This window comes from Rothia sp. HMSC036D11 (assembly GCF_001814205.1).
GTDB classification, from domain to species: Bacteria; Actinomycetota; Actinomycetes; order Actinomycetales; family Micrococcaceae; genus Rothia; species Rothia dentocariosa.
In genome coordinates this window covers 281,411-304,140 of record NZ_KV815315.1, presented here as the reverse complement: position 1 = coordinate 304,140, position 22,730 = coordinate 281,411, and the positions used below count along the sequence as shown (strand labels likewise).

The window sequence follows — 22,730 nt, the reverse complement described above, 5'->3', positions numbered from 1 at the left end:
GTATATGAGATAAGGCTTTGCATGGTCAAAATTCTACACATGCAAAGCCTTATCTCTAGAGAGCACCGTAACGCTTAAGCATCATCATATGCTATTCGGCGTTGTCTTTACTTACTCACCTTTGTTGTCTTTATTATCCGAGTTTTCTTTCTTGGGGTCCTCGTTGTTGGGGAGGCGGCACCAAGAAAGTTCTGCCACGGCGTTAATACGGCTCAAAGCAGTAGCCGGACGGGTGACCAGATCCGGTAGGATCTGCCCTTCAAGGAGAGCATCATCATGGGTTAGGTATGAACCGCCCGCACCCGCGCCGCCAGACACAGCGGCAGCACCAACAGGAGCCCAGCCGCCTCGGTCGTATTTAACCCAGCGCTGATCAGAAGCATAAGCACCTGCGGTTGTTACGGAGCCAGAACCGCCCCCGCCGTAACCCCCGCCACCGGTTGAGGAATGCACAATCGCGCCCTGGTGCAGATATTTGTGGGTAAACTGACGGTTATCGACAAAGGCTCGACCAACTACGCTGCCACCGCCTGTGCCGCCGTTATTGCCGAGGCTGTTTCTGTCAAGGGTAGCGTCTTCACCCGATTTGCCAGCTACATCCTCGTAAAATACATCGTTTTCATCGTTAGTTGCAAAAACAATGGAAGCATTGGAATCCATGTTGCGCAGGCCACCTGTCGTTGCGCCAGCACCACCCTTACCATTCTCTCCCGCAAAACCACCGTTTGCTCTTATGCTAGGACCGGGGAAGAACTTGTAGATTTCAGAGAATGAGCTGCCATTTGCGCCGTTTCCAGCGCCGCCGCTGCCGCCTTGAGCAGCTTCGGTTGTTTCAAGGATGAGAGGGAGGAACTCTTTGGGTTGGGGACCGGACTGCATATCGTTCCATACTGTGTAGGAGTAGAACCTAGTTCCCGCTCCGCCACCTCCACCGGCGACGGCAATGAGTTTGTCATTGAGGAATACCGCAGATGCGCCACCGCCTGTAGGACCGTAGTATTCCTCGGCAGTGTTGGGGCCTTCAAAGAATTTGACGGTGCGTGCGTCGGTCGTTTTGTAGGATGGCCCGTGTGAACCGCCATTAGCCCAGCCCTTACCTGGTTCCGTTGGCTTATCACGGTTATAGGCGCCGCCCCCAGCAAGAACAAACTTGAGAACGTCATTCTCCTTGACTGCAAGAGTCCCAGTAATGAGCGCGCCTCGGCCGCCGGAACCATGCATTGCAAGACCACGGTAAGAGCCGCCCACACCGCCAGTAATGCGGAAAGTAACGGTTTCAACACCAGCAGGAATGGTGAAAGCTTCTAGGGTAGATGACCCATCATTAGTGAGGTTCTGGTTAACCGGGACAGAAATGTCGGGAACGCATTTTTCGCGGGAGGATGCGTACACAGGAACAGCGGAGCTGGCGATAACAATGGGGGTTGCCCATGCGGTGCCCTGAATAACACGACGTCTAGAAATTGAGCTTGCCACGTATGATAATCCTAAATGTCTGAGATGTAGTGATAACTGTCTTTCCCTGTTTGCCTATCAGAGCAAATTCCGGGATGCGTTACTGAGCACAACAGACACAAAGAATTACATAGGCAAGCCTTAATATGTAATCAACAATATATGTCAGGTATAAGTATATACTTGGCAGAATATATGCTGATATTAAGGTTAGATTCTTGTTATCTGTGTGTTTTGAATCGTAACTGTATCTTATAGTTTACGTGGTTGAAGGTTGTAGTGGTCGGAAGTGCAGAGAGATTTTGGTAGTGCACTTCCATAAAATTTGTTTCAGATCACAAAAAATTTAGGATTTATAGAAGTTTTTGTGATGTAAGATACTAAATATTCTAAAAATTTAGGCACTTTGGCGGAAAATTGTGATTTGTAACATATTTTTCTAAGTAAAGAAACTATTCTTCATATTTGGAAAATGAGCGTGTTCGATAAACGCGGTATGTGGACTATAAGTACATCAAACTACGCAAACTATTTGCAATGTATGACGGCGCAAAATGATGTGGAAGAGGATAAATTTATAGACGCGAGGGGCAATCCTACCCTCGATAGTTTAAGGCTATGCGAACTCTATAGCACTGGAATCGTTGTATTGGATTATGAAATGTTTAAACAATGCATTGAAAGTACGCAGCTGATCGCACATATTTTAGAATTCACCCACACTTAGGATCTTCAGAACTGGGTAACCAGCATCATCGGAAGCAGCAAGATTTACCTCCGCCCGAATACCCCAGTCGAAGTTGTCCTCAGGATCAGCAAAGGTCTGCTGTACTTTCCATACACCAGGATGTTCCCGCACATCATCGTCAATCTGAACGAGCTTAGGGGAGCGAGCCTCAGCATCCGTATAGATATCGTCGTGGGCATCAAAATAGTCATCCATCGCATCCGCCCAAGCGTCAGCATCCCATCCTGAGGCCTCATCTAGTTCCCCAAGTATGTTCTCTCGCTCATCGGCGAAAAGCTCAACACGGCGGAAGAGAGCATTGCGCACCATTACCCGGAACGCACGTACATTCTTCGTGACGGCTGGGGGAGTATCATCCTTAATCTCGGCGGCGGCACGGTCAGTTGCCAAGGATGCAGCGTCCTCGCCAGCGGCAAGTTTCTCCCACTCGTCCACCAGCGATGAGTCGGTTTGGCGCACTAGTTCACCCAGCCACTCGATAATCTCCGCAAGATCATCGTTGACGGCCGACTCGGGTACCGTTTGCCGCAGCGCTTTATACGCATCCGAAAGGTAACGTAACAGCACGCCCTCACCACGTTCTAACGCATAGTACTGCACAAAGTCGTTGAAGCCCATAGCGCGCTCGTACATATCACGCACCACAGATTTTGGATGCGGCTCAAAACGTGCCACCCAGGGTGCCGACTGCTGATACGTAGTGTATGCCTGCTCGATTAACTCAGTGAGAGGCTGAGGGTAGGTTACCTGATCGAGCTCATACATACGCTCGTTATACTCCACGCCGTCTGCCTTCAGCTGCGCTGAAAGCTCGTTCTTAACCTTACGCTCCTGTGCATATAGCACCAGGTGAGGCGGTTCCAAAGTTGCCTCAATCAGCGAAAGAACATCTAAAGCATAGTTGGGAGAATCAGGATCCAAAAGTTCAATGGCTGCCACCGCGAATGCAGAAAGCGGCTGATTTAAAGCAAAGTTATCCTGTAAATCTTCGGTAAGCCGCAGGTATGAGCCATGCTCATCCGGGGTATCTGTGCGCTCAATAACCCCGCCGGTCAGTAGTTCCTTATAGATACTGACGGCTTTACGCAAAAGCTCCCGGCGACGCTGTGGAGGCTCATGATTCGCCTGAAGAATGCGATAGGCTGCGACCACCGGGTTCTGAGGGCGCTGCATCAGGTTCAAAAGCATTGAGTGGGTAATATCGAACGAAGAAGTCAGCGGCTCAGGCTCTGCCGCGACCAGCTGATCGAAGGTCTTCTCTGACCAACCCACAAAACCTTCCGGCGCTTTCTTGCGTTTAGACGACAGTGACTGATTAATCTTCTTTGTATCGTCACCGAACTTCGCCTGTGCTTTGGCCAATAGGCGCGCATTTTCTATATCGTGTTCGGGCGCCTGCACCACTACGGTACCGGCGGTATCAAAACCAGCTCGACCGGCCCGTCCCGCGATTTGGTGAAATTCACGTGCGCGCAGGCGGCGATTCTTCGACCCATCAAACTTCGACAAGGCCGTAATAAGTACAGTGCGAATAGGCACGTTAATGCCTACGCCCAAGGTATCGGTACCGCAAATCACCTTTAACAACCCGGCCTGCGCAAGCCTCTCCACGAGGCGACGATATTTAGGGAGCATTCCCGCATGGTGAATACCAATACCGGCCCGCACCAGTTTATTCAGCGCCTTGCCGAAACCCGGACCAAACCTGAACTTCGCAATAAGCTGCGCGATCCGCTCTTTCTCTTCCTTTGAAGCAATAGCTAGCGGCAGCAGCGCGTTTGCCTGTTCCAGGGCGGCCTTCTGCGAAAAATGAACAATGTAGACGGGGGCTTGCTTAGTCTGCACAAGCTCCTGGGCCGTTTCCTGAATGGGGTCGGTTGAGTAGTAGAAATGAAGCGGAATCGGGCGGTCGCTACTGGCAACCAGCACACTTTCGCGGCCGGTGAGCGCTGTCATCTCTTCCTGGAAGCGCGTGGTGTCGCCCAGGGTCGCGCTCATGAGCAAGAATTGCGCCTGCGGAAGCTCCAAAAGCGGCAGCTGCCATGCCCAGCCGCGTTGCGGATCGGAGTAGAAATGGAACTCATCCATAATAACCTGGCAGACATCCGCAGACTTACCCTCGCGCAGAGTAATATTCGCCAGGATCTCGGCGGTACAACAGATAATGGGGGCATCCGCGTTAATAGCCGAATCCCCGGTAATCATACCGACATTTTCGGCACCAAAAATCTCGATAAGATCAAAGAACTTCTCGGAAACAAGCGCTTTGATGGGTGCGGTGTAGTAAGAACGCTGCCCAGTCGCCAAACCGGTAAAATGCGCCGCCACCGCCACTGTAGATTTACCAGAACCGGTGGGGGTAGCCAGCACCACGTTATGCCCCGCCGCAATTTCCAAGACAGCTTCATCTTGAGCCGGGTAAAGCGTCATGCCTCGGCTAGAGATCCACCCGGTGAACGCCTCATAGATTTCATCCGGGGTGAGCGGATTGCCGGTATAGTCGCGCCGGTTGTAACCGCCGGGATTCTCCGCGAGTTTGGGGGAAAGGTATTCAAGAATGCTCATGGTGCTTCAATTTTACCGAGCCTAGAGGCAGAGAGTTAGCAGAATCCGTCAAAATCAGCGATGCGCACAATATTGGTTGACTATTGCGTTGCGCAAGACATACACGCCGCAGGAAACTTAGGTTATGGTCAATTTTTACGCTAGCAGAAACCCCTCTGACTGTTAGACTTGCGTATAGCGAAGTGCGGTTAGTTTCCCTTCTGATAAGGAGTACGCAATATAGCATGAGAATATCCTTAAAGGACACACAAATAGCGGGATACTGGGCGACCGCAAGGAAAAATACTCTTGATGATTGTGTGTCAGAACTTCACCATTTTATGACCTCGCTTGAGTCACTGTACCCGGGCGGACACTGGCGTATCATGCGCGAAGCTCCTCAGCGGTTAGGGGCCAATGTTGAAAATTCTACTCCCGGACTGACTGATCTGCTACTGGGCCAGCTAGAGGGCGCGAAAACTCCAGATGCAGACGCCTCATTTGGGTACTACTTTAACCTTGAATATCTGGGGCCGCTCCCAATAATTGTCCAAGGATGCGTGGGAATACAAACCGACAATAAGAATTTTAAAAACTTTGTCCTGATCAAATTTTGGCGAGACCCCGAAGTGCCAGAATCTTCACAGGGAGAACCCACTCTTGAATCCGGTCACCAACTGCTAGAAACAATTATTCGTTGTTGGTCACCGCACTTAGCCACATGGACAACAACCACTTGGTTACGTGCTGTACCGAAAAGAGAAGCGTATACACCATCTCTAGGATGGAAAACCTATTTCAGCGAACCAGCAGTATGCGAACTAATCAGCGACTTAGGAAAACCCCTGTATCAGGGAATACTTCTTGAAACCTCATCGGATATTCACGATGTCACCCCGGAGAAAATTGTGGCGCTTGCGCAAGAACTATCGAACCGTGGAGTCGAGAGTGTACTCTACCGCGGCACATGAACGTATAGAATCAGCGTCTTGAGTCTTCGCGCCAAAAATTACTGCGTGACATCCCATGTTGTGTATGTTTCATCTAGATTGTCTACAAAACTATCGTAGCTAGTTTTCTGTAGGCCCTCGTGAAAATAAGCGGTACAGCAGAAAACTATAAAATCTGCAATGCAACATGTCACATATATAAGGTAAATGTGTTAGCCTCAATATTTAATGAAATAGAGGGTATAAGCGAGGCACATATGGCGAACGTGGATGAGCAGCATCACCAAAGAAGTACAGAAGAAGCTCCCACTAGTACAAAGACGACACAGCACCAGCAGAAAAATCCTACACAGTCCTCACAAACTCCCAAGGTAGGTATTTCTGACGATGACCTGAAAAATCGGGTATCTTTACGTGTGAGTGCCCCCGGTTATACATATCCCTGGTACCGTTGGGTTATCCCCATGCTTGGCGAAACTACTGCGGGTATAGGCGCTATCGGCATTCCCGTTGTCGTGGGCACTTTTATCAACCACCAAATCGCAGGACACACGGCTGATGCCTGGCTGCTGTTTTGGGTCGTTGTCGTCTCCATCGGGTTTATCGCGCTCAACGAATACTTTGGGTGGGGCGCATCCATGAAATTTGGTGCCGAGCTAGACCGCGACTGGCGCACCTATATTAACGCCCTGCTCAACCGCGCAGCGCATAAGAACAATGCGGGTGAGATGGTTACCGTTATGAGCAAAGACGTGCGCCGTATCAGCGCAGTATTCTTCTCAATCCCTCTCTTCACCAACGCTATGATTATCGCAACTTTAGGCGCTATACAGTTGTGGCTCATTAGTCCGCTCACTGCGGCGGTGACTCTTACCGGAACAGCCTTAGTGATATGGGTTCTGGCGAAATACTCCACCTTCATGGAAAGTAAAGTGGGCGTCTACCGCGCGAAAGATGGTGAAAATTCTTCGCGTGCCTCAGATATAGCAACGGGACTACGCACCATCACGGGACTGGGCGCTGAACAGCAAATGCGCGAGCGCTATCACCAGGGAGCAGATGATGTTTTCGATGCTCTCATGGAATATGAGAAAACTCATCGCTGGATGTTCCTTATCCGCGTATTCCTCAGCGGAACAGTCACCCTGCTTGGTATTGGTTTCGCGCTGACGGGACACGTTGAGAACGGACGCTGGGTACCTGATGTTCCAGCTGCTTCCCTAGTAACGGTTGCTTCTATTATTGCCATGATGGGTGGGCCCGTCTGGATTTCACAAAACTTTCTCACCGAATGGCGTTACGCCAAGGTGGGGCTGGCTAAAATTGCTCGGCTTGAAGGATACGCCGGGGTACGTCAAGGTGTGCTCAAAGAACCGCGAACAGATACCGAACTTGAAGTATATGTGAGCCATGAGAAAGAACACGATATGCCGGTTGTCGATATCCCGCAGGTTCCCGCAAAGGCACGCAACGCGCGCATCGTATACATCAATCCTCGGCATTGGCAGCTGACTGCTCAAGAGTATGCAGAATCGCTTGTCGAACATGTGCGTGCGCTCGCTGCCGAAAAACTGCCGGATAAACAGCGAATCCTACTAAGTGAGCCTAACCCTATGATTTTCGCCGGAACTTTGCGGAATCACCTACGTCTGGGCACCGTACCGCCCGAAGATACTGTAGCTGCGCAAGCGAAAGATGAAGCTCTCCTTCAGATAACCGACTCTAGCGAAATTGCTTACCGTTTGGGTGGGCGAAATCCAGATAAATATTTTGAAGCGCTGATCACTAGCGAAGGGGCTAACCTTTCGGGCGGACAACGCCAACGTTTAGCTCTTGCGCGTGCGCTCGCCCAGGACACCCAAATACTCATTTTGACTGAGCCCCTTAACTCTGTGGATGAGCCAAGCCAGAAATATATTTACGACAGACTTGAGGAATGCGTGGGCACACCTACCGCGCCAGAGCTCTATCCTGGGCTGCTTGCGAGTTTTGAGACTATTTACGTTATTTCGACAACTGCAGAAGTATCTCGGCGTATTGCGCGAGATAACAATATCGAAACCCAGAGGGTAAATCATGTCTAAGTTACCAACCGAACCGCCCCGCGTGGTTGTGCAGAAAATGGGTTCCTACATTGTGCGTTATAGAGGGCGTGCGTTCTTCACTTTTATTGTTTATGTGTTGAGCAGCGTCATGGGTGCGGTAGTGCCTCTGCAGATTGGTGCAACTGTTGACGACGTTGTGGCTGGTAAGTATGCGCAATTTCCGTGGAAACCTATATTGATCATTCTTGCCGCTACTGTTGCTCAAGCCATCGTGATGCTTTTGGCTATGTACAGCGCCGCCCGTCTTGGCGCCCTCGTAACACGCCAAGCAAGTATAGATACCATTGATGCAACTCTAGATCTTGATGCGCGAACCGTCGAGGAATCCGGCAGTGGCGACCTGCTCACGCGAGTGACTGATGACCTGTCTTCAGCATCGAACGCCGTCAGCTTTGACCTGCTCGAAATTCTTTTTGTGATTCTGTATTTCGTAGTTTCTATGGTTTCACTTGCCACACTCAGCGTACCTCTGAGCGTTATCTTCCTGCCTATGATTATCGGCTTGGGCGTGCTGATGGGATATTTTCTGCCGCGTCTTGCCCGTGAAAATCAGAGCGTGCAGGAGATTACGAGCGAGCTTAATAGCGTGCTGACCGAGAATGTTCGGGGCGCATCCACCATTCGTGAACTTGGGGTGCATGATGCCCGCAACGAAACATTCGAGGCTGATAACGATCGGCGTTATCGGGCTACACTCAAGATGGTGCGTATACGCCAAAATTATTACACGTTTGATGCTCTGAATGCGTGGTTCCCTACCGTTATCTGCTTGCTCTGGGGGTCCTTCTGCGTCATGCAAGGGTGGGCAAGCTGGGGTGCCTTGGCGACTGCATCCATTATGGTTTTCAGCCTGAGAACTATGGCGGATATTTTGGGGCATCACGTGGGCAATATACGCATAATGCTGGTTAATATGGGGCGCGTGTTCGGGATTATTAATCTGGCGCAAGCGCAGCGTGCTCGGCGCAAAGATATTCGTAGAGCACAACATCATGAAACTTTAGGGAATACCGCACATGTAATCGAGTGCTCCCATGTTTCGTACGGTTATTCTTCAGATGCGCTTGTACTGACTGATATTAATCTAAAGATTGCGCCTGGGGAGTGCTTAGCGTTAGTTGGGCGTTCTGGCTCTGGAAAAACCACGCTTGCAAGGCTCATTGGCGGTTCCTTGAGCGCGCTTGACGGTACAATCCGTGTGCTGGGAAAACCAGTTGGCAATGGGGAATTTCCAACCGACAAGTACGAAGATGGTAGGCCGCGACTACTGGTTTGTACCCAAGAAGCACATATTTTCTTTGGTACCGTTATTGATAATTTCACTGCTGTAGTACCAGAAGCCACCGAGAAACAGATCGGTGACGCTCTGGATGCTGTTAGCGCTCGTTGGTGGCGTGAGCTTCCCCAAGGGTTGAAGACGCGCATCGGTACGGGAGAGCACGAACTCACCCGTGACCAGATTCAGCAGCTTGCTTTAGCGCGCATCGTCGCGGCAAACCCTCACGCGGTGATTCTTGATGAATCGACCACCCAGCTTGAGCTTGTGGACGCGACCGAATCATTACAGGCCGTGCTCGCGAATCGTGCTGTGTTGATTATTTCGCACGATGCGCGTATTGCATCCCTGGCAGACCGCGCCGTTTTGCTTCAGGAAGGCATGATTACCGCTGAGGGCACGCCCGCTGAGATTTTCGCTCTGACCTAGAAGATGATAGTCAAGAACCGTACACTCTCTGTCCTTCTTGTAGATGGGCACAACGGCACGATAGAGAAGAAAAGTGTACGACGCTCGGGCAGGTTATAGAGTTTGTTCGGATTTATTTTTTCTTATGGAGCCGCCATTCGGTATCGCCTGCTCCCGAGTCATCGCGATGCCAATGCTGCCCTGTCACTGGGTCAGGCTGCGTTAACTTTGGATTCGGGTTATTACGATCGGGCTCATCCGGATGTGCTGGGCATCCTCGAGCACCAGGGTCTTCGTGGCAGGTTTTACCTACAGAATGCACCTCGGTATCCCACACGCGTACTAGAGTGGGATCACTGCGAACCGTAAGCGAGCCAACAATATTCCAGTCTCCACCTTTGAGACGGTACCGACCCTGATAGGTGACAGTAACGTAAGCATGATAGTTGCCGGATTCTTTGAAAGCATAGCTGGTATCGGTGGGTTTAAAGTTACGTTTGCTCTTGTCCCAGACAGCGCCTTGCGCGGTTCCTGAATCCCGTGTTGTGTACACAGGATCGCCGGCACCGTACTCATAGGTATAGGCAACGGGAACAGCTTCTATCGTGACTTCTTCATCGAGGATAGTAGTATCACGTGCTGCGGTTTTAACACCGGTCACATAGAAGTTTGTGTTGATACCAGTATTGACGTGGGGCTCATGCCCGTCGAAATGTAGTGCGGGTTTTGTGGTGGTAAGTTCGGCAAGCTGCTCACGAACCTGGTGCTCTATCTTTTGGGTGCGAGCTTGGGCGTTATCGGCAGTAGGTTCGTTTTCAGGTGTGTTTTGGTCTGCAGGATCGTTGGGAACGCACGTTATACCGCCGTTTCCTGACTGAACGACACCGTATTGTTTATAGTTGTCTGAATCGTCAATGGGGAGGGGAACACGGGCTACTTTACCGGGTTTCCCTTGGTAGAGACAGGGCGCATCTTTAGAAGCATTGCCATTGTAGACATCGAAGGTATTTCCTACACTACTTACGGTTGCGGGAGCGTTAGAGCCTGTATCAGGTGTAACTATGGGTGCTTCTTGGCTCTGATATCTGTTAAATTCAGATTGCTCATATTCATTAGGTCCTTGCTGGTCAGGTTTATTGGATGAAGAAGACCGCCCAATGACTGTTATTTTTCCTCCTTTAGCATCGCCAGAATAATCAGTAGCGAAGGCAGACATAGATAGTGTTGGACAGAGAAAGAGCAACGTTGTGACACAGAAGATGTATTTCTTATTTGACATTGACATCAAGTTTCTCTGTACCAGCAAATGACCAATGGCCATTACTTGTCTGGAATACAACACCAAACTCAAGAACATTGTCGTTTTCTTGAGAAGCAGGGAATGAGAACGTTTTGTACTGCTCGTTATCTAAGATAACGTAATCATTCGAAATTATTCTGCCAACAATGAGGTACACATGATCGCTGGGAGAACGTAAAGTTGAGGGATCGGCGACAATCTTGCGAGTGCCTCCTACGACCCAGCCTCCCTTATCGTACAGACGCTGCATATGGTTACAGAATTTTTCAACTTCTTTGTACCCTGCGGCAGTGTAATCTGCGTAAGTCTGTACATCTCCGGTTTGGGTAGCGTAGTTTCCTAAAGCATTCCAATAATCGATGAAGTGCATAAGCGCCTCCGGTGTCTCAATCCCAATATCTTCGGGCTTTTTGGGCTTGGGGACGTTCTGCGCGGGTCCTTTTTCGTCTGCGGGACGGTACTCACCTTTGGGCGCTTCAGAGCCACCAGAATAACCCTTAGTGAAGGTCGGATGCGCCTGGGCCTCAGGTGAGGCAGATTCGGTACCATGTGGGCTGGAGCTACCGTCTGTGGTGTTGGATGTTTCGGCACGAGCAGGTGCCGTATCATGTGTTTGCTCTCCGCAAGCGGTCAGGAACTCAGTAACGCAGATCCCCGATGCGAAGGCTATCAAGGCACGACGGTTGAGGATTCTTTGAGGTGCACTGTTGTGCCTAAGGGCAGGAATGCTCATCAGTGAACTTTCGTGGTTGGGTGAATATACAGCAGGCCGCAGGGGAGTGCGACCCTTTTCAACAGTACTGTTACATGTCAAGAATAAGAAATATTACTTTATAAGAGTTTGAAAATTACCAAAACTTAGAGATATGTGCACGGCAATGACACATAAAGTCCGTGAACCTATTGAGCCCAACGGTATATGCTACAGTGAAAACGCGATATGGGGTGCTCCATTTTGTAATGGATACACAGCACGGCGCTGTTGTCTGGAGCTGAGATATACCCATTGAACCTGCTCTAGTTAGAACTAGCGAAGGGATATCGAACTGTGGCAGAGCAGCCTTAACCTTCTTTCTGAAACACCCGATTCATCATTATCTAGATAGCGTGGTGCGTTTGCAGCGATACCACGCCCATCCCAAGGAGACTTATAGCTATGACGCTATTAAACACATCTACGCCTCGTGTGCTTTCCATTGCCGGAACCGATCCTACAGGCGGTGCTGGAATCCAAGCTGATCTCAAGTCTATTGCCGCAAGCGGTGGTTACGGTATGTGCGCCACAACCGCGCTTGTCGCACAGAATACACAAGGGGTTCGCAGCATTTTTGCTCCACCTACTGAGTTTTTACAAGAACAGCTTGCGGCAGTTTTCGACGATGTGACTGTGGATGCCGTTAAAATTGGTATGCTCGGCGATGTTGAAACTATCACTACCGTCAAAACCTGGCTTGCAGAACATCCGGTACCAGTGGTGGTACTTGATCCGGTGATGGTTGCCTCCAGCGGCGATCGCCTGATTAGTCAAGACGCCGAGCAGGCACTGCGCGAATTGGTGGCGCAGGCAGATGTTATCACTCCGAATATCGCCGAACTCGCGGTGCTCTGTGAGAGCAACCCTGCCCAGACTTTGAAGGAGGCGCACAACCAGGCGGCTCAGCTTGCGAGGAGCACTGGCACGATCGTGATTGTTAAGGGCGGTCACCTGACGGGGGAGGACGCCGGAAATTCGGCTGTTTTCCCTGATGGAACTCATACACATGTAGCTGTCACTCGCGTCCAAACGAAGAATACCCACGGTACCGGGTGCTCGCTCTCATCCAGTCTTGCTACGCGCCTTGGACTTGCTCTTGTGAATGGCAATAATGAGCTGAGTGTACGAGTACTCACGAACGCGCTGGCATGGAGCACCCGGTGGCTCAACGAAGCTATTATCGCTGGTGAGGAACTGCACGTGGGCAGCGGGCAGGGTCACGGACCGGTTGATCATCAGGCACGTGCTCGCCGTTTGGAGCATGCAGCCGATACGAAGCCGTGGGAGCACTTATACGCTGATAAAAATCTTACGGGCGAGAGCCCCAAGAATTTGGTGAAACCTGCGCAGCGGAAATCCCCAGAGTCGAAGGTAGTCCCGGCGGGTCCGTGGACTGCCGCCCTGTGGCAAGCTACCGGTGATATTTGGCGTGACATTCTCGATTTGCCCTTTATTCGTGGGCTGGGCGACGGTACGCTTGACGAGGATTTATTCGGCTTCTATTTAGACCAAGATGCGCAGTACCTTGCCCAGTATTCTCGTGCCTTAGCTACTCTTTCGGCACGTGCCACCTCATCACAAGGTCAGGTGCATTGGGCTGCGGGTGCCCAGACGGCAATTGTTGAGGAATCGCTTTTGCACCATGAATGGTTGGCGGCGCATTCCCCTATTCCTGTGGAGCAGGGTGGTATTCGGCGTGGCGCACCTTCAGCAGTGACAATGGGGTACACGAACTTTTTACGTGCTACTGCTGCTGGCGAGGATTATGTTGTGGGCGCAGCTGCGGCGCTTCCATGCTACTGGCTGTACCTTGAGATCGGTTACCGGCTCTTGGAGAAAACCCACGAGGAACATCCGTATAATGCTTGGATTTCGGTGTATGGCGGCGAAGATTTTGCTGCGGATGTGCGCCGCTGCGTGGCGGTTGTTGAGGAGGCATTTGAGCAGGCTTCCCCCAGTCAGCGTGTTGCCGCCGCGCAGGCATATATGAGTGCATGCCTATATGAACGTGACTTCTTCGACCAGGCTCATAGAGCGTTGCGGTAAAACATCCCACTGGCCAGCCCGCATACGACAACGTAAAAAGGCTCTTTATCCAAATCAAGCGGCTTGATTTGGATAAAGAGCCTTTTTAGCAGGTAGGTAGAAGGGACTATGCCCCCAGAGCCTCCAGACGCTCAATCAGGCGCTTGCCGTGATCCTCACCGATGGCGCGAGCAACAGCGGGGTTATCGGGGTCGCCAGTGGTGCCGTAGCTGTACAGTGGCTCCTCAAGAGGCATACCGGTGAACGCTGCGGTGTTCTCAAACTCGGTCAACGTGGCGGATACGTCGCGTGGCAGCATAGTGCGGTAGACATCTTCAATGGCGCCAGCGGTTGCAGAGATCAGAAGCTTCTTACCCTGCAAAGCGGTGCCGTTTTCTCCATACGCGAAGCCGTACTCGAAAACGTCGTCAATCCACTGCTTCAGCAGAGAAGAAATTGAATACCACATCACCGGGAACTGCAGAACGATGACGTCTGCTTCCACAAGTGCCTTCTGCTCAGCAGGTACGTCAAACTTACCGTTTACACGCAGCTTGTCGAGCTCACGAATCTTGACGTTATCGCCGAACCGTGCCCGCACGGCATCAAGAATAGCCTTGTTAGCGTTAGAAGTCGTAAGGTCAGGGTGCCCCGAAATAATCAGGATATTAGACATAGTCATCCAATCTATTAAACATCAGAATCATGAGCTTGTGAGTGCTGATTCAAGTATAAGCTCAAGTTTGCCACCTTCGTATATTAGCACGCTATTCCCTATGTCTGCCTGTGAACATTATGCCGAATCTAATACATACTGCTAACAAGCTTTTAGTTTTCCAGAAGGTGTACGATGCACAACATTACCCATAAAATGCATGACAAATACCTAATGCGATGGCGCCGAAAAAGAAAATAGCAACCCCAATATACTAAGCCCGCAAGGATTCTAACCTGGCGATGAGCTTGGTGCCATGATTCTCACCAATAGTCCGTACCGCTGCGGCATTCCCCGGATCGCTTGATGTGCCGTAGCTGAAAATAGGTTCTTCTAACTCCATACCCGTGAAAGCGGCAGTATTCCCAAAGTCGGCGTATGTAGTTGTGAGCTCATACGGCAAGGCATCCCGGTACATATTCTCGGGAGCCCCCGCAGTCGCAGAAATCAAGAGCTTCTTACCGCGCAGCGCCGTGCCTTGCGAACCGTATGCGAAGCCGTACTCGAAGACGTCGTCAATCCACTGTTTCAATAATCCCGGCACCGAATACCAGTACACAGGGAACTGAAGCACCACGATATCTGCTTCCGCGAGTGCCTTCTGCTCGGCTGGAACATCGAATTTACCATTCACGTACAGTTTGTCGAGTTCACGCATGTTTATCGCATCGCCAAAATGGTTTTTTACGGCATCAAGAACCGTCTTATTTGCGGTGGAATCTGGCAGGTTCGGGTGACCTGAAATAACAAGAATCTTTGACATGATAAATCCAATCTGTGTGCGATAAACAGGAAAGTTAGGAATCTAATATATCGAGCCTCAAGTAGAGCTGCTAGGTTCCTTGCTTATTTTCACGATTTCTACGCCCTGAGGTGAATAGGTTAAAGAAATATCCGGAACAAGCTATATTCCCCGAGTCTGTGGGAAAGAACTGTTCCGGATAATTCTGTGATATTTATCGAAGGCTGCTGTTACTTTTCCTCGTGAGAAGCACCCTTCAAAGCCCCCATAAGCGGTCCCACAATATCCAGCGGAAGCGGGAAAACAACCGTCGAATTCTGATCAGCGCCCAACTCCAAGAGAGTCTGCAAATACCGCAACTGTAACGAAGCCGGTGAATCACTGAGAATGTCAGAAGCCTCCTTAAGTTGAGATGAAGCCTCAAGCTCACCACGTGCCGAAATGATCTTGGCGCGGCGTTCACGCTCAGCCTCAGCCTCACGAGCCATTGCGCGCTGCATGGCCTCAGGAATCTCAATATCCTTGATCTCAACCAGCTCAACTTTAATACCCCACGGGCGGGTGCGTGAATCAATAATGCTTTGCAAATCCGCATTCAAATCATCACGATGCGCCAGCAAAGTATCAAGATCCACACGCCCCAACAGCGAACGTAGCGTAGTCTGAGCGATCTGAGAAGTAGCGATCGGGTAGTTTTCGACCTCAAGTACGGCGTCTTTTGCACTAATCACACGGAAAAGTACTACCGCGTTCACGCGCGCAGGAACGTTATCTTTTGTGATAACTTCCTGCGGGGGAATGGTCAGCGTAATCACACGCATGTCCACGCGCTGCAGCGAATCGATGAGCGGAACCACCAGGTTAATACCAGGTTTCAGCTCGGAACGCAGATGACCGAAGCGGAAAGAAATACCGCGCTGATATTCAGGGATGACCCGAAGGGTACGAATGATCAGAAAAGCAACGATTACAAGAATCGGAATAACAATCGAAAGAACGGTAAGAGAATCCATCATGTCCTCTAAAAAATATGTTGGTAACGGTCAGTAGGAATGACCTGTGTAGATGCGGTGCTGAGAAAAAATCTAGATGCGGTGACAATACGCACCCCGATCTCTAAGGTTACCAATTCATCAACGACGGTACCTTAGAAACCGGGGCGCGCATCCTCACACTAACGAGAGACTTCTTCGAGATTCTGCTCCTGAATAACCTCTGCGGTAGTTTTATGCAGACGCGGGGTAGAAGTCCCCTCGCCGCTCCACGCCGGCCGATCAGGATCAATCTGCGAAGAACGCACAGGCAAAGTTGCAGCAGAGATTATCTGCTTACGAGCATCGTCGGTGCGGCGCTTACGCTCATTGCCAATACCGCCCCACTTAGCGGCAAACCTATCCATCTTAACCGCCACCGATTCATCCGCAGTAGACCCAGGAATATGTTTAGGGTCTGCCACAAAGTTCTCAGGTGACTTAATGAGCTTGATAGCCAAGGGATAGGTGAGTGACAAACAAGCCACAATAACGGCGGCTTCCACCAGCAGCTCCAAGGGAGCATGCCAGGCCAGAGCCGTAGCACCCACAATAATAGGACCGAAAAGCGCAACCGTCACGGCAAGACCGCGATGGAACTTACCCGACTCCGAGTAAGGCCACTCATCAACCTCACGCGTAAGTTCACGCCCATTAGACGAGACGGTGCAAGTGTCCTTAATAGGGCAGGTATTGCACACGCTCGGCTTGGCACGGTAGCGCATCACACGATTATCCGTATCAAACGCTACCGGCCACAGCCACTGATCCTCGGGGCAGAGCCACGCATCGTTACTCTCGTGGTAGGTGAACCCGAAAGTCCGGGATGCCACGAAACGTTGGCTTGTACGCTTAGCAAGAATATCGAAGCCCCACCCGACGGCGACTAGCCCCAGCGCATAAACGCTGGATAGCCACACCATCAGGGATACTCCGGCAATTTGCTCAGGCATGATAGTCAGCCTCGACGATCGCTACGGTACGGACTTGTCTGTTCGGGAAGCTCGTCGGCAGCCTTAGCACCCGCAAACTCGGCGATGCGCTCGTCATCCACCAACTCGTATAGCGGCGGCTCGGGGAGCTCCAGAACGGTTTCCTTGTTCTTCTGTGAGAAGTACGAAGTTATACCCAACCATGCGAGTTTGAGCAGCGGCATGATACCAGCCAAGAAGATCACGTCGCCCGGTAAGCGTAGCCAGTCCATAATCACAGTTGAACCATCGTGAATAAACGCGAAGGAACGGGCCTCGTAGTAGCCTTCACCCACGGACTTATACAACTGAGCGACACCCAGCGGCAGAAGTGAAATGAAGACCATCCAGATCAAGCCGATGTTCAAGGCCCAGAATGAGAACTTCAGCCCCTTCTCAGGCCATTTATTCTCAGGAATCAGGTAACGCAACGCAAACACCGCGAAGGCCAGTGCCAACATACCGTACACACCCATCATAGAGCCGTGCGCGTGGTTTGCGGTGAGCGCAGTGCCGATTTCGTAGTACGAAACAACCGGCAGGTTGATCAGGAAGCCGAAGACACCTGCACCCAAGAAGTTCCAGAAGCCTACAGCAATAAGGAACATCACAGCCCAACGATGCGGGAACGGCTTGGTGCGGTTGGAGTACTGGCGAGCCCCCAACTGCATGAAGCCCCACGCCTCAACAGTCAGGAAGGTCAACGGAATAACCTCTGCTGCCGAGAAGAACGCACCGAATGCCATCTGTTCCGAAGGAGTACCAGCGAAGTAGGTGTGGTGCATAGTACCAACCACACCACCGGCGGAGTAGAGTACTGCATCCATCATGATAATGGAGATAGCGATGCGCTCGCGCACCACACCCAAGAGTACGAAGACGTAGGCGACCATCACAGTGGTGAAGAGTTCGAGGAAGTCTTCAACCCACAGGTGTACCACCCAGAAGCGCCAGAACTCGGCGACTGAGAAATGGGTGCGCTGACCAGCGAGCATACCTACGGCGTAGAACATCGGAATTGCCAGACCTGAGAAGAGGAACAACCAAGGCATGGAGGTTTTCTTCCCGCTCTTGAGGCGTGAGCTAAGGGTACGCCAAACAATGACAATCCAGATGAACATACCAGCGGTGAGCAGAATCTGGAAGAAACGCGGCAGATCAAGGTACTCCCACTGCTGTGCAAAGATAGTGTTCTCGGGTATCCAACCCTTTTGCGAGAACCATTCGTTGAGGAGCGAACCGAGCACCACAATAACCACGGCCACGAAGAGGACGACGGTGAGCAGACCTTGCTTCTTCGGCTCTTTGCGGGTAATAAGCGGGGCAATGAAGATACCACCAGCTAGGAACGCCGCAGCCGTCCAGAAGAGGGAGAGCTGTACGTGCCACGTTCGAGACACGGTGTAGGGCAGTAGCTCACCCATATTGATACCGAAGAACCCGTCTATTTCAACGCGATAGTGCTCGGTGAGAGCGCCCACCAAGGCTTGCAGGAGGAATAGAACAATAATCGTGATGAAGAAGAGTCCAGCTGCCTTCTGGGAGGGGGTGAGCTTAACTTCATCCGGCTGCCGGAAGTCAAGGACTGGGGCTTCTTCGCCGTGCCAACCGATGGTGCGCGACCAACGACCATATATGGCAAACAACAAGCCGGTACCGCCAATGAGGGCGATGAGCGATAGAGCCGACCAAACCATGAGGTCTGCAGTAGGTTTATTATCAACGTTCGGCTCTGCGGGCCAGTTATTGGTGTAGGTGTAATCCTGGTTAGGACGCTCGGCAGCCGACGCCCATGCCGTCCACCCAAAGAATGCCGTCAAATCGTGCAGTTCTTCGTCGCTCTTAATAGCGTTAGGGAAAAGACCTAAGGAAGTATTACCACGGGTAAGGGTGTCCTTGTAGTGGTCTGTCATCAAGCTGAAACCCTTGGTCTGTCCTTCGGTCCAGGTAAGGGTTTTGTTGGATTCGTCGTATTTATTCTCGTGACGCCACTCGTTTTTAACGATTTCGCGCGGTTCTTGCTTGCCTTCTGAGCGGTATTTATCAACGGCGGCATCGGTGGTCTTGCGCAGGTACTCTGCGGTGAAGTCCGGACCGATGTATGCACCGTGACCCAGAACGGAGCCGTACTGCTGCAAACCGCGGCTCTGATAGAGCTCCTGACCATGCTGAATCTGTTCAGCAGTTGCGATAACTTTACCGTCATTGCCGACGATCTTATCGGGGAGCGGCATGGAGAGCGCGTAGGTGCGCATCGCCAAGACGGCCATGATGGTAAAGCCCAGGAGCATCACAAACGCTACAGCCTGTACCCAGCCTTTTCCGGCGTAGGCACCGACTGTATCCGTGCGGCGGGTGATCTTGGCGATCTCCCCGCGCGTTACGGTTTTCTTAGCCATTTTGATGTGTCTCCAGTGTGCGTGGATTGATTTTTGTTAGTGCTCGCGGTAAGCATCCCCATAATTAGGAAACCCACAGGGGCACTTAGTTTTATTCTTGCATTACGAATACGAATTTAGAAAGTTTACAGACACGGTGTCATTATTATGAAAGAAATTACACAGGTAAAGTAAGAATAGTTCTCATGTTGTGTATTATTTTGATATAATTTAGTGCCTCAGTTTTATGTTTAGGTGAGACTTACCTAAGAATTGAGCAAGATTTTTGTACTCTAATTCTGGTGGGGTTCCGTAAGAATATGCATCTGCTTGAAATAATAAGAAAGTAAAGAAAACACTCCATAGATTTTCATAATATCTCTGCTGATTCCGAGAAAGTTACTACAAACGTCAAGCCTATAAAATCCGTATGGAATAATAAAGAACGGAGAAAACCACCAGAACCATAAGGAGTTCGGACATGCTGGCGTACAAGGCAGGGCAAAAAGTAGTAACGGGGCTACTGCGCACTGTATTCAGGGCACGGGTGACCGGGCTTGAGCATTTCCCAAAGAAGGGGCCCGTAATTGTGGCATCTAACCATCTATCCTTCCTCGACTCCATTATTATCTCCGCTATGATGCCCCGCCGAGTAGCATTCCTCGCGAAGGCGGAGTACGTAAATACACCGGGTATTCGAGGCAAAGCCATGAAGGCTTTTTTTGAGGCCGTAGACATTATCCCCGTGAACCGCTCCGACCGTTCGGAATCCCTTAAGGCACTCGATCTAGCTCTTGAAAAACTTGAAGAGGGTAAAGTCTTCGGTATCTACCCTGAAGGTACACGATCTCGTGACGGGTTTTTATACCGCGGCAAAATTGGTGTAGCCTGGCTAGCCCATATGACTGGAGCACCAGTAGTTCCTGTGGGTCTTATCGGAACCGAACGTCTGCAGAAGCCCGGCTCAAATATGATTTACCCTCACCGGTTTACCATCCGCGTGGGGGAACCCATGCATTTTGAGAAGACCGGCGAGAAAATGACTGGTAAACAACGCCGCCAGACCACCGACCACATCATGGATGCTATCGCTCAGCTCTCGGGCCAAGCCCGGAAGAACGAATACAACGTTTCGCCCTCCGCCGAGCGTGACGCAGGGTAGCGCCTGCCAGTCTAAAAACGAGTACACTTAACCGCGCATCCTGATTATGGATGCGTGGTTATTTTTCAGTACTACACCGTGAGGAGCGTTCGTGGCAGACCCCCAAAGCTATCGCCCAGCCTCCGGCGATATTCCAACGCATCCCGGTGTATACCGTTTTCGTGATCCCCACGGCAGAGTTATATACGTAGGTAAAGCGAAAAACCTGCGCAACCGACTGAACAGCTACTTTGTAGCCCCAGAACGTCTGAGCCCGAAAACCTACGCTATGGTGCATACTGCCGCCAGTGTGGAGTGGACGGTAGTCGGCAGTGAACTTGAATCTCTGCAGCTTGAATATACCTGGATCAAGGAATACAAACCACGCTTTAACATAGCGTTTCGAGACGATAAATCCTATCCCTATCTTGCAGTCACAATGCGCGATAAATTCCCGCGAGCGCAGGTCATGCGTGGTGATCGTAAAAAAGGTGTGCGGTACTTTGGCCCTTACTCGCAGGTATGGGCTATTCGTGAAACTTTGGATGCGCTTCTGCGCGTATTCCCGGTGCGTACCTGCTCGGCGGGAGTCTTTAAACGTGCCGAAGCATCGGGACGCCCGTGTCTTTTAGGGTATATCGATAAATGCGCAGCACCGTGTGTAGGGCGTGTGAGCCCCGAAGAACACCGTGAACTAGCGGATGGGTTGTGCCGTTTCATGGCAGGGGGTGCCGAAAAATTTATTACCCAGCTTACCCGACGTATGAAAGAAGCTGCAGCCGATATGGACTTCGAACGTGCAGCTGTATTACGTGACGATATTACCGCGTTAACAAAGGCATTTGAACGTAACGCCGTGGTTTTATCGGACTCTGTTGATGCTGATCTTTTCGCCTTTGCTCAGGACGAGCTAGAGGCATCGGTACAGGTGTTTTTCGTGCGCGGTGGGCGTATTCGCGGACAACGTGGCTGGATTGTTGAGAAGGTTAACGATGGTGGCGAAACCGAGCTGATAGAGCAGCTTCTCGTTCAGGTTTATGGTGAAATGGCGGCAAATATTGCTAGCGCTGCAGCTTTCGACGAAGATTCCGGGTTAGACGCTACACAACATGAGATCCCTCGACAGATTTTAGTTCCTACTATGCCGGAGAATACCCAGCAGCTTCAGGAATGGCTCTCAGGTGTGCGTGGTGCCAAAGTCGATATTGCAGTACCGCAGCGCGGCGATAAAGCGGCACTGATGAAAACGGTCGCCGAGAACGCCCAACATTCCCTGACCCTGCACAAGAGCCGTCGTGCTGGGGATATTACCACCCGTTCAGCGTCGCTCGTGGAACTCCAAGAAGCCTTAGAGCTTCCGGATCCGCTTATGCGCATCGAATGCTACGATATTTCCCATGTGCAAGGTACTAATGTGGTGGCCTCTATGGTGGTCTTTGAAGACGGCATGCCCACCAAAAGTGCCTACCGTAAATTCTCGATCACAGGGGATGCTGCTCGCGACGACACCGCCAGCATGTATGACGTCATCACCAGGCGATTTAAACGTTATCTCACCGAGCAGCAGCAACGTGCGGAAACACCTTTATCCTCGGGAGAAGTTACGGCTGACGAGCCGGTACAAGAACCAGCTAAATTTGCGTATCCGCCGAATCTGGTCTTAGTTGATGGCGGCCCACCTCAAGTTGCAGCCGCTCAGTCCGCCTTGAGTGACCTCGGTATTGAGGATATCTACGTGGTAGGTATCGCAAAGCGCCTCGAAGAGCTGTGGTTACCCGACGATGATTTCCCAGTGATTCTACCCCGTACCTCTGAAGCGCTATACCTTGTGCAGCGTATTCGCGATGAGGCACACCGTTTTGCTATTACGTTCCACCGCGCAAAACGAGGTAAAGCTATGGTGGCTTCTGCTTTGGACTCTGTTCCCGGATTAGGCAGTGTCAAGCGTGCAGCGCTTATTAAACATTTTGGGTCGGTTGCTAAAGTACGGAATGCCTCGATTAAAGAACTCCAACAGGTTTCAGGCGTGGGGCCTGCGCTCGCGCAAAAAGTGCATGACCACCTCAGCCAAAAGGAAACTGCCTGAGGCAGCACCCCGGGTATTTATGCACAGATAGCCGTCCGCCATAAGGGGTTGTCTAGTATGATGGAGAACTAAAGACAATTCGTATCAAAGGAGAAACTGCA

15 protein-coding genes and 1 riboswitch are annotated in these 22,730 nt (G+C 51.1%); of the genes, 6 read left to right on the top strand and 9 right to left on the bottom strand.

All coding sequences use genetic code 11. From position 1 onward, the window contains the following. Positions 1 to 111: 111 nt before the first annotated feature. Both HMPREF2958_RS09450 and HMPREF2958_RS09440 read right to left on the bottom strand, forming a co-directional pair. Positions 112 to 1,476 (bottom strand): hypothetical protein, encoded by a 1,365-nt coding sequence (locus HMPREF2958_RS09450; protein WP_004004583.1) that lies wholly within the window; start codon positions 1,474 to 1,476, stop codon positions 112 to 114. A 685-nt stretch (positions 1,477 to 2,161) separates the two neighbouring features. Next, on the bottom strand, positions 2,162 to 4,768 hold the full coding sequence (locus HMPREF2958_RS09440; RefSeq protein ID WP_004004585.1) for a DEAD/DEAH box helicase: 2,607 nt from the start codon (positions 4,766 to 4,768) through the stop codon (positions 2,162 to 2,164). Positions 4,769 to 5,067: 299 nt separating this feature from the next. On the opposite strand from HMPREF2958_RS09440, the gene HMPREF2958_RS09435 reads away from it, so the two are divergent. From HMPREF2958_RS09435 to HMPREF2958_RS09425, 3 genes are all read left to right on the top strand, one after another. After that, entirely contained in the window at positions 5,068 to 5,718 is a 651-nt protein-coding gene (locus tag HMPREF2958_RS09435) for a hypothetical protein (RefSeq protein ID WP_246828108.1), read from the top strand. Between the two features lie 236 nt (positions 5,719 to 5,954). Further along, positions 5,955 to 7,781, top strand: a complete 1,827-nt coding sequence (locus HMPREF2958_RS09430) for an ABC transporter transmembrane domain-containing protein (protein ID WP_246828107.1) — start codon at positions 5,955 to 5,957, stop codon at positions 7,779 to 7,781. Continuing rightward, complete coding sequence (locus tag HMPREF2958_RS09425; protein WP_070697808.1) at positions 7,774 to 9,507, top strand: ABC transporter ATP-binding protein; 1,734 nt, start codon at positions 7,774 to 7,776, stop codon at positions 9,505 to 9,507. Before HMPREF2958_RS09430 ends, HMPREF2958_RS09425 begins: the two co-directional genes overlap by 8 nt. Positions 9,508 to 9,619: 112 nt before the next feature. Here the strand turns inward: HMPREF2958_RS09425 and HMPREF2958_RS09420 are convergent, their stop codons facing one another. After that, a complete protein-coding gene (locus HMPREF2958_RS09420) occupies positions 9,620 to 10,702 on the bottom strand; it encodes a hypothetical protein (RefSeq protein WP_246828106.1) in 1,083 nt (360 codons plus the stop codon). A 52-nt stretch (positions 10,703 to 10,754) separates the two neighbouring features. After that, on the bottom strand, positions 10,755 to 11,519 hold the full coding sequence (locus HMPREF2958_RS09415) for a DUF6318 family protein (RefSeq protein ID WP_070697807.1): 765 nt from the start codon (positions 11,517 to 11,519) through the stop codon (positions 10,755 to 10,757). A 198-nt stretch (positions 11,520 to 11,717) separates the two neighbouring features. Further along, a riboswitch (TPP riboswitch) is annotated at positions 11,718 to 11,842 on the top strand. Between the two features lie 100 nt (positions 11,843 to 11,942). On the opposite strand from HMPREF2958_RS09415, the gene HMPREF2958_RS09410 reads away from it, so the two are divergent. Beyond that, positions 11,943 to 13,586, top strand: coding sequence for a bifunctional hydroxymethylpyrimidine kinase/phosphomethylpyrimidine kinase (locus tag HMPREF2958_RS09410; protein WP_070697806.1), 1,644 nt, complete (start codon positions 11,943 to 11,945; stop codon positions 13,584 to 13,586). 106 nt (positions 13,587 to 13,692) lie between these two features. Here the strand turns inward: HMPREF2958_RS09410 and HMPREF2958_RS09405 are convergent, their stop codons facing one another. The 5 genes from HMPREF2958_RS09405 to HMPREF2958_RS09385 all read right to left on the bottom strand — a co-directional run bounded on the left by HMPREF2958_RS09405 (position 13,693) and on the right by HMPREF2958_RS09385 (position 19,423). Next, entirely contained in the window at positions 13,693 to 14,247 is a 555-nt protein-coding gene (locus HMPREF2958_RS09405) for an NAD(P)H-dependent oxidoreductase (RefSeq protein ID WP_246822570.1), read from the bottom strand. 247 nt (positions 14,248 to 14,494) lie between these two features. Continuing rightward, a complete protein-coding gene (locus HMPREF2958_RS09400) occupies positions 14,495 to 15,043 on the bottom strand; it encodes an NAD(P)H-dependent oxidoreductase (RefSeq protein WP_070697805.1) in 549 nt (182 codons plus the stop codon). Positions 15,044 to 15,252: 209 nt separating this feature from the next. Beyond that, positions 15,253 to 16,035, bottom strand: a complete 783-nt coding sequence (locus HMPREF2958_RS09395) for a slipin family protein (protein WP_004004593.1) — start codon at positions 16,033 to 16,035, stop codon at positions 15,253 to 15,255. A 161-nt stretch (positions 16,036 to 16,196) separates the two neighbouring features. Beyond that, positions 16,197 to 17,006, bottom strand: coding sequence for a transposase (locus tag HMPREF2958_RS09390; RefSeq protein WP_037230884.1), 810 nt, complete (start codon positions 17,004 to 17,006; stop codon positions 16,197 to 16,199). Positions 17,007 to 17,011: 5 nt separating this feature from the next. Beyond that, positions 17,012 to 19,423 carry a nitric-oxide reductase large subunit gene (locus tag HMPREF2958_RS09385; protein WP_070697804.1) on the bottom strand — a complete coding sequence of 804 codons (2,412 nt, stop codon included), beginning with the start codon at positions 19,421 to 19,423 and terminating at the stop codon, positions 17,012 to 17,014. Between the two features lie 460 nt (positions 19,424 to 19,883). Here HMPREF2958_RS09385 and HMPREF2958_RS09380 point away from each other — a divergent pair, with 460 nt between their 5' ends. Beyond that, a complete protein-coding gene (locus tag HMPREF2958_RS09380) occupies positions 19,884 to 20,564 on the top strand; it encodes a lysophospholipid acyltransferase family protein (RefSeq protein ID WP_048752248.1) in 681 nt (226 codons plus the stop codon). A 91-nt stretch (positions 20,565 to 20,655) separates the two neighbouring features. Further along, positions 20,656 to 22,629: an excinuclease ABC subunit UvrC gene (uvrC, locus tag HMPREF2958_RS09375; RefSeq protein WP_070697803.1), complete on the top strand. Its 1,974-nt coding sequence runs from the start codon at positions 20,656 to 20,658 to the stop codon at positions 22,627 to 22,629. The last annotated feature ends 101 nt before the right edge of the window (positions 22,630 to 22,730 follow it).

Excerpts from the sequence above, each read along its gene's own strand:
- HMPREF2958_RS09440 (WP_004004585.1), bottom strand. The coding sequence starts at position 4,768 with ATGAGCATTCTTGAATACCTTTCCCCCAAACTCGCGGAGAATCCCGGC.
- HMPREF2958_RS09430 (WP_246828107.1), top strand. The coding sequence starts at position 5,955 with ATGGCGAACGTGGATGAGCAGCATCACCAAAGAAGTACAGAAGAAGCT.
- HMPREF2958_RS09425 (WP_070697808.1), top strand. The coding sequence starts at position 7,774 with ATGTCTAAGTTACCAACCGAACCGCCCCGCGTGGTTGTGCAGAAAATG.
- HMPREF2958_RS09420 (WP_246828106.1), bottom strand. The coding sequence starts at position 10,702 with ATGTCTGCCTTCGCTACTGATTATTCTGGCGATGCTAAAGGAGGAAAA.
- HMPREF2958_RS09415 (WP_070697807.1), bottom strand. The coding sequence starts at position 11,519 with ATGAGCATTCCTGCCCTTAGGCACAACAGTGCACCTCAAAGAATCCTC.
- HMPREF2958_RS09410 (WP_070697806.1), top strand. The coding sequence starts at position 11,943 with ATGACGCTATTAAACACATCTACGCCTCGTGTGCTTTCCATTGCCGGA.
- HMPREF2958_RS09405 (WP_246822570.1), bottom strand. The coding sequence starts at position 14,247 with ATGACTATGTCTAATATCCTGATTATTTCGGGGCACCCTGACCTTACG.
- HMPREF2958_RS09400 (WP_070697805.1), bottom strand. The coding sequence starts at position 15,043 with ATGTCAAAGATTCTTGTTATTTCAGGTCACCCGAACCTGCCAGATTCC.
- HMPREF2958_RS09395 (WP_004004593.1), bottom strand. The coding sequence starts at position 16,035 with ATGGATTCTCTTACCGTTCTTTCGATTGTTATTCCGATTCTTGTAATC.
- HMPREF2958_RS09390 (WP_037230884.1), bottom strand. The coding sequence starts at position 17,006 with ATGCCTGAGCAAATTGCCGGAGTATCCCTGATGGTGTGGCTATCCAGC.
- HMPREF2958_RS09385 (WP_070697804.1), bottom strand. The coding sequence starts at position 19,423 with ATGGCTAAGAAAACCGTAACGCGCGGGGAGATCGCCAAGATCACCCGC.
- HMPREF2958_RS09380 (WP_048752248.1), top strand. The coding sequence starts at position 19,884 with ATGCTGGCGTACAAGGCAGGGCAAAAAGTAGTAACGGGGCTACTGCGC.